The 6,817-nt window shown below is 63.8% G+C and carries 7 protein-coding genes and 2 pseudogenes; 2 read left to right on the top strand and 7 right to left on the bottom strand.

What is annotated here, in order from left to right; all coding sequences use genetic code 11:
- Positions 1-179 precede the first annotated feature (179 nt).
- From BG418_RS39815 to BG418_RS12440, 4 genes and pseudogenes are all read right to left on the bottom strand, one after another.
- Positions 180-524: pseudogene (locus BG418_RS39815) on the bottom strand (DDE-type integrase/transposase/recombinase); the annotation flags it as partial.
- 212 nt (positions 525-736) lie between these two features.
- The gene (locus BG418_RS39810) at positions 737-1,045 is read right to left on the bottom strand and encodes a transposase (protein ID WP_317453625.1); all 309 of its coding nucleotides are present in this window, start codon (positions 1,043-1,045) and stop codon (positions 737-739) included.
- A 215-nt stretch (positions 1,046-1,260) separates the two neighbouring features.
- Positions 1,261-1,905, bottom strand: coding sequence for a hypothetical protein (locus BG418_RS12445; RefSeq protein ID WP_188273862.1), 645 nt, complete (start codon positions 1,903-1,905; stop codon positions 1,261-1,263).
- A gap of 48 nt (positions 1,906-1,953) precedes the next feature.
- Positions 1,954-3,348, bottom strand: coding sequence for a hypothetical protein (locus BG418_RS12440; RefSeq protein WP_188273861.1), 1,395 nt, complete (start codon positions 3,346-3,348; stop codon positions 1,954-1,956).
- A gap of 460 nt (positions 3,349-3,808) precedes the next feature.
- Between BG418_RS12440 and BG418_RS12435 the strand changes: the two genes are divergently transcribed.
- Complete coding sequence (locus BG418_RS12435; RefSeq protein ID WP_188273860.1) at positions 3,809-3,964, top strand: hypothetical protein; 156 nt, start codon at positions 3,809-3,811, stop codon at positions 3,962-3,964.
- A 121-nt stretch (positions 3,965-4,085) separates the two neighbouring features.
- Here the strand turns inward: BG418_RS12435 and BG418_RS12430 are convergent, their stop codons facing one another.
- Both BG418_RS12430 and BG418_RS12425 read right to left on the bottom strand, forming a co-directional pair.
- On the bottom strand, positions 4,086-4,250 hold the full coding sequence (locus BG418_RS12430) for a hypothetical protein (protein ID WP_188273859.1): 165 nt from the start codon (positions 4,248-4,250) through the stop codon (positions 4,086-4,088).
- Between the two features lie 1,059 nt (positions 4,251-5,309).
- Positions 5,310-5,605, bottom strand: a pseudogene (locus tag BG418_RS12425) (transposase); the annotation flags it as partial.
- Between the two features lie 16 nt (positions 5,606-5,621).
- Between BG418_RS12425 and BG418_RS12420 the strand changes: the two are divergent.
- Positions 5,622-6,146, top strand: a complete 525-nt coding sequence (locus BG418_RS12420) for a hypothetical protein (protein ID WP_223184724.1) — start codon at positions 5,622-5,624, stop codon at positions 6,144-6,146.
- A 452-nt stretch (positions 6,147-6,598) separates the two neighbouring features.
- Here BG418_RS12420 and BG418_RS12415 read toward each other — a convergent pair whose 3' ends face one another.
- Entirely contained in the window at positions 6,599-6,754 is a 156-nt protein-coding gene (locus tag BG418_RS12415) for a hypothetical protein (RefSeq protein ID WP_188273858.1), read from the bottom strand.
- Between the last annotated feature and the right edge of the window lie 63 nt (positions 6,755-6,817).

Here is a 6,817-nt window from a genome sequence, read left to right as displayed (position 1 = left end):
CGCACGGATCGGGCCGCCCCGGCGAACGCATCGCCGGCCGCAACGCACGGTCAGCACGCCACTGCCGACGCCGCCCCTCGGGAACATCGCTGGTCTTCAGAGCCCAGTCCGCCGTGGCCACGTCGCACACCTCCGAAATCAAGGTGTTGCGACGACCAGTTGAATCCGCCTTGCGACCCGCGATCACTGTGCAGAATGCACCCAGTGACGTGATCACGTCGGGCCACGGCGTTGTTCAGGGCTGCGACGGCCAGGCGGGACTTCATCCGTGCGTCGATGGAGTAGCCCACGATCCTCCTGCTGAAGACGTCCTTGATCGCGCAGAGGTACAACTTCCCTTCGGTGGTGGCGTGTTCGGTGATGTCGGCGAGCCACAGCCGGTTCGGTCCGGCCGCGGTGAAGTCACGGCGGACGAGATCGTCATGCACCGGCGGTCCGGCCTTCTTGATCCTGCCGCGTCTCTTTCCGAACACGCTCCACCAGCGGTTGTCCCGACAGATTCGCCACGCAGTCCGGTCAGCCATGGCGCTTCCCGCGCTGCGAGCCTCGTCGGCCAGGAACCGGTAGCCGAACTCCGGGTCGTCACGGTGGGCGGCGAACAACGCGTTCGCCCGGTACGCCTCCTCGAGCGCAGCATCAGCCACCGGCTTGTCGAGCCAGCGGTAGTAGGGCGCTCTGGCGAGCTTCAAGACCCGGCACGTCACCGCGACGGGCACCCCGTCCACGGCGAGCTCTTTCACGAGCGGGTAGATCCTTTTCCCGGTAGATGCGCCTGCGACAGGTAGGCTGCGGCCCGGCGCAGGACCTCGTTCTCCTGCTCCAGCAGCTTGATCCGCCGACGTGCTTCCCGGAGCTCCGTGCTCTCCTGGCCTGTCGTTCCAGGCTTCGTCCCCTCCTCAATGTCCGCGCGACGCATCCATTTCCACAGCGTCATCGCGTGGACACCGAAGTCGGCGGCGACCTGCTCGACCGTCACGCCCGGACCGCGATTCCTCGCGACCCGCACGACATCCTCGCGGAACTCCTCCGGATAAGGCTTGGGCACAGCAACATCCTTCCCACCCACCCCACAGGGCAAGCCAGTTCAGATGTCACCCGATCGTGCAGCCCCCCCACCTGCCAGAGCTATAGATGGAAAGGCTCCTGACTGGTGTCGACAGATGAGAATGCATCACCCATGACGACAACCCCGAGGCAAGGCGACAAGGTCTCCGGCCATAGTACTCGAGTTCGAAATAGTTCAACATTCCAGAATAATTTTCATGGAACCCACTTGAAGGGTGGGCGGACCAGTTTTCCCATCAGTTTCCTCTCGTCGGGAGTGAATTCAGATTTCTTCTTTTTCTCCCATTCTGATGCCGGTATTTCATTTACTGTCTTTATCCAGTTGGCGGGAATGTCAGTGAAGAAGGTGACCTCGCGTGTTTCGGTTTTGTGCCCGAAGGCGAAGACGGTTGCTTCCTCGAAGCTGTCGGCGTCGAGGACGATGTAGTCGGCGTCCGCACCGGCCGGGTTTATTATCCAGTCCACTTCCTTGCCGAGGGTCAGGTTAGCTCCCCAGAGAAATGCTCGCGCATTGGGGATTTCGATCACATAGTTGAAGTCGTCCTTGTACGCTCCCTCTTCGGTAGCCGCTGTCGCGATCGCATAGACTTTTCCCGATGCCCTCAGTGTCTGTGCGAAAGCCTGTACCTTTTTCTTGGGAAGTCCTCCTTCTCGGTTAATTTCATCCTTTATGGCTCCCCATACTCGGGAAACAATGGCTTGTCTTATCTCGCCTGGTTTGGGCTTCGGTGTCGGGCCTGGCGGCAACGGGTCGCGCACGGTAAGTCCGTCGCACAGCCGGAGGGTCGGGTGGCCCCATCTATCTTTCTTCTCTCCGCGGTAACAAGTCAATGTGGGCACGCTTGATCCTTTCGTGGTCGACGTCAAAACGTCTTGATGATTCCCGATCTATATTTTCGGGAAGGAGGCGAATGTGAGGCTGGCATGATCCGTCTTCGACTGTATAGTCAAGGCCTTCCTCGTGGGCTGGTACACGAGATTGAGCGCAAGTAGCTGGGGAGATATCACGCGCAGGGTATCCGGGGTGTCGAGGGCCATCGTAGAGAGCATGTCGGTAAGCGTGATGCCGGGGTCAGGCGATGTTGCCGTGAAGATCCAGCTGTCTGCAGATGACCAGGTTCCGGTCACGGTCACGGCCGTCTTTCCCACTTGCCAGGCCGCGCTGATGGTAGCGGCGACTTTGTCGCCCTCCTTCGCCACCCGCAAGCCCACCTTCGAAAGCTTCAAGCTCTCAGTGATCGGCAGGTGATCAAGATCGAGATCAAGGAAGTAGCCGCGTTCACTTCCCAGCTCGGCGGCCACGACCAGACGGCTCACAGTGAGATTTTCAAGAAGCGGAATTTTGCCGAACATCTTCTCCAGGAGCGCTCCGACTCTCAGGGTTCCGGCCAGACTGCCCTGAAGTGATTTCTCCGGAAGCATCACTGTGACGTCGACGTCGATCGCTTCCGTCAGGCGGACACGACCTCCGATGACCGTAGAAATAGTTGGTTTGCCCCGGGGGTCTCCTACAGTAAAACTTCCGTCCAGTCCTTTGATTTGAAGGACTCCTGGCCAGATATCCCACTGCCCGGCCAGTTTGAGTCCTACTCCGAGAGACAGCCACCGCGAGCTCTTAGCTCCGGTGCCAGATGGACCGATACCGGGACCAGGGACGACGTCAAGGGCTAGTGCACTGAGCGTCAAGCCCTTAGATGACACGCCGTCCGGGAGCTCGAAGTTCCCGCTGCAGATCTTCTTCAGCTGGTCGATGCTGTCGAGTGAAACATCCTTGAAGAACCCAAAGAAATTCCAGGGTTGTGTCTGTTTTGCTGGAGGGTATGCCCATATGTAGGGATGAGGCTCGGTTGCCTGGGCGGGGAAAAGCAGTTCGGCGCCAAGCCCTACCCTCGGGGACCCATCGGGGTCGATGCCGAATACTAAGTGCAGCGGGCCGCGCTCGAGCGGGTCCAGCGCGGCAGGAACGTGGGAGATTTCGGAGGGCAAGGTGGCTCCCTCGGGCAGAAGCGTGACGTCGACGCGGATGCCGACGAGATATTTCCCCGCATCGTCGGCGATAAAAACAACGTGCGCGGTGGACGGAGCCTGCCCATTAATCGGTACTTTCCCCTCCACTACCAGCGCCTCAACGTCGGCAGATCTATCTTTCACCTGCAACTGGCCATCTTTGAAAAATCGATGGAATAGTGGTCTTGCGTTCTTCAGTTTGAGATAGTCCGGAGATATATTGAGTTCGGAGCCGAATGTGAGTAGTGTCTTGAGGTCGGAGATGAGGAGTGGCATAGAGTTTCCTAACGCTCGAGACGCCGAAGTCGCTCAAAACTGCATTGCGGGCGCTGCATTTCAGGGGAAGGGGCGGGCGGTGGAGCCGACGGCGGCGGTCATCGACTCGCAGTCCGTCAAGGAGCCGCTTCGGTGCCCGCGGGCTCACGGGGCTGCGACGGCGGCAAGATCAACGGCAGGCGACGGCACGTCATCACGGACTGCCTGGGCCTGCGGCTTGGTGTTGGTGACGGCCGGGAACGTCACCGACCGGCAGGCCGCCCGCATGATGCTTCCCGGCCTGTGCGCAAGGTTCCGGAAGGTCACGCTGGTGTGGGCCGACGGCGGCTACCGGGACCGGCTCGTGGCCGGGGCGAAGGAGAAGCTGCAGCTCACGCGATCGTTACACGCTCGGACGACATGTCGGGGGTCGTGACGCTGCCGAGATGGTGGTGTGCGGACAGAAGTCTTGGGGTGGCTGATGAACTCGCGCCGTCTGGTGCGCGACTTCGCGACCCTGCCGGCATCCAGCGAGACGTTCATCTACTTCTCCCAGGCCATGCTGATCAGCCGCCGCGTGGCCCGGACTGCTTCCCGGCAACGGGCCGAGCAGGGCCGGTGGGCTGCCGCGGCGTGAACCGGCCCGTTGGCGACGCGGTCAGCCAGCCCCGCTCGGCCAGCCGCCTCACATTGGACCGCACTCACTCGATCTTCGCTGGCACCAGCTCCAACTCCAACGGGGGCGGCGAGCTGTTTCGTTAGATCCCCTCGTCGTCATCCGGGTACACCTGAACCAGTGCGAGGATCTGCCGATAGTCGACCGCGAACGCCTCCGGCGTCGCGTCGGGATACCACCGCAGCACCACAGACCCTACGACCGGCGGCTTCTTGGCCGCCCTGGCCGCCTCCTGGGGCTCGGGCACGGCAGCCTCCGCCTGATCGCGTGAAGCGGCCCGGGCCTCGGCGAGTTCTTCCCGCGCGAAACCCGACGCTCTAACACGGCTTCCGCCTGGACAAGTTCAGCCACGATCCGTTTTGCCTGGGCACGAGGCTTCTCCGCCCGCGCTCGGACAGCGTCCCTTCCAGAAGCCCCAGCACCGATGGCACTGGACAACTCCGCATCGTCGAGACCGAACTGATCGCCCGGACTCTCCCACCGCGGCATCGACACCATGCCTCACCGGCGGAAACTCAACGCTCACATACAGGCAACGGCTTCTGACGTCGGGGCTCCACGCCGTCACGAACGGCGTGAGGATCCTGATCCGTGGGGCTGCTGGGATGGAGGACGCAGCCCTGCCTTTCGACGGACACGCTTCCATCAGCGATCAACCGGCGCCAGGACCGGCGACAGCACCCCTCGGATCATCAAGGACAGGGGCAACAAGTCATACCGGCCCCGGAGGCCAAGAGCCCGAACCGGGCTCTACGAGGAAGGTAATGGGCGACGCGCACCTGCGGGTCTCGGCGGCACGGCCGATGACCCGGTCCACGGTGGCGACGGCCACGATCGTGGTGGGCTCCCGGGCGCAAGAGGCGCGGGTGTTGACGAGTGTAACCATTTCCTCCGGGCGCGAGTCTCGAGACGCGGCCGTGTGCGGGGAGGTTTTGGCTGGCTAGGGACCGGACGGCGACCGCTGCATGGCCGCCTTCAACTTGCAGGCCTCGCGCGCCGGGACAGACGGGCTTCCCGAAGTCTTCGCGCCGGGGCAGCTGGTGACAGTGTCGCTGCGCCATAACGTCCCGTCGGGCACTGCGTGCTTGACGTTCAAATCGCGCGTCTCGGACGACTTTCGCTAGATCGCCCAGGGGAAGCGGCCCCTGAACAGAACCGACCGGCTCGACGCCTGCGGTTCGCAGCTGCCCCGGTGGTGAGCGGCCGCTGACGGCCGCCACACCCCACACTCGCATCTCAGATCTGATCGGGGGCACGCCTGGCCAGGCGTCGTAGACGCGAAGCGCGCCGTCCTCGGTCAGCTGGCCGCCGTCCGCGGGGCCTTGGGCCGCATCAGGTTGGTGAGCCTGCGGCGTCCGGCTCGGCGGAGCTGGGCGGGCGACCCGAACTGTTCCAGCAGGGCCAGGACGGCCGGGTGCTGCATGCGCGGGCCGAGATCCGTTCCAGATGCGGGTGGACCTGTGTGAACAGGCCGCGAAGCCGGTTGGAGAGCCGGTTCGCCTCCGAGAGGAGGTCGTCGTCGAAGCCGACGAGCATTTCCAGCTCGGCGACGCTGTCGTCGTCCAGCTCGACCGAACGCAGAGTGTGAGGTATCGACCGGGCAGGACTCGGAGCGATCGTGTCCGATGAGCTGGAGCGGCATGTCAGCGGCGGCACGCTACTGCTCGCCGATCGCGGTTTCTGGGGCCTGGCCTGCAGGGTCGAAGACGTCCTGGCGGACAGCTACCTGGCCCGAATCCAGGCGAACAAGCACAGCAAAGCGACCGGGACCGTCAAAGCCCCGCCAGCCGTGGTGCGGGTGGTCGAGTACCGCATCGATGGCCAGACCGAGGTGATTCGGCTGATCACCAGTCTGATGGACCACGAGAGGTGCCCGGCCACCGAGCTGCCGAACTGTACGCACGACGCTGGGAGATCGAGCTCGTCTTTGACGAGATCAAAACCCACCAGCGCGACAGACCCGTTCTCCGCTCACAGACGCCGGACGGTATTCGGCAAAGAGATCTTCGCCCACCTGATCGTCCACCACGCCACTCGGGACCTGCTCGCCGAGGCCGCCCGCACCGCGCAGTGCGGAGCGACACGGACCTCGTTCACCCGGGACCTGAACGTCGTCCGCCGTTCGGTGTCCGAAGGCCGGTAGCCCCGTTGCGGGGCTACGAAGACGGTATTGGAGGGCTACCAGCCCGGATGGAGGCAGCGGCTCGCCGCCCTCGATCGGCTGGGTGCGATCGGCTCGGTGCTTGCCCGTTATGAGCAGCAACTGCCCCTGACGATCCGCCACATCTGGTAAGCGCTGTGTCGGACGGGGTTCTGGTGAAGGCGGAACGCACGTACAAGCGCCTGGTCGAAGTCATCGGGATGGGGCGCCGCTCCGGCCGTATCCCTTGGGACGCGATCCGTGACGACAGCGAGGTCGCCGCCCTGTCGTTGGTCTTCGAAGGCCCAGAAGACTTTGAGGAACGGGGTGATCGCCGCAGCGCGCAGCCTCCGCCTGGACGGGCAGAGCGGCCAGGCGGAACGCGTCGAGATCGTCTGTGAGACAGCGGGTATGGTGCCGCAGATCGTGGCCGGCTCCTGGGGATTCCCGTCTGCTTAGGTTCCGGCTTCAACTGCCTGCCCGGCAAGCGCGACGTGGCCCAGCGCGCGGCCGCCGGTCACCACACGCTCGCCCGGATCCTGCGCGATGCCATCACGCGGCGCTGGGACACGAATCTCCACCAGCGGGTGCTTCAACACGAGCACGCGCACTGGCAGATGCTGCTCGCCCGTCTTGAGTGCCGCGCGTAGCCCGCGCGGGGGCGAAGGCGAGGG

Source organism: Streptomyces sp. CBMA152 (assembly GCF_014596475.1).
Classification (GTDB): Bacteria; Actinomycetota; Actinomycetes; order Streptomycetales; family Streptomycetaceae; genus Streptomyces.
This window is presented reverse-complemented; position numbering and strand designations above follow the sequence as displayed.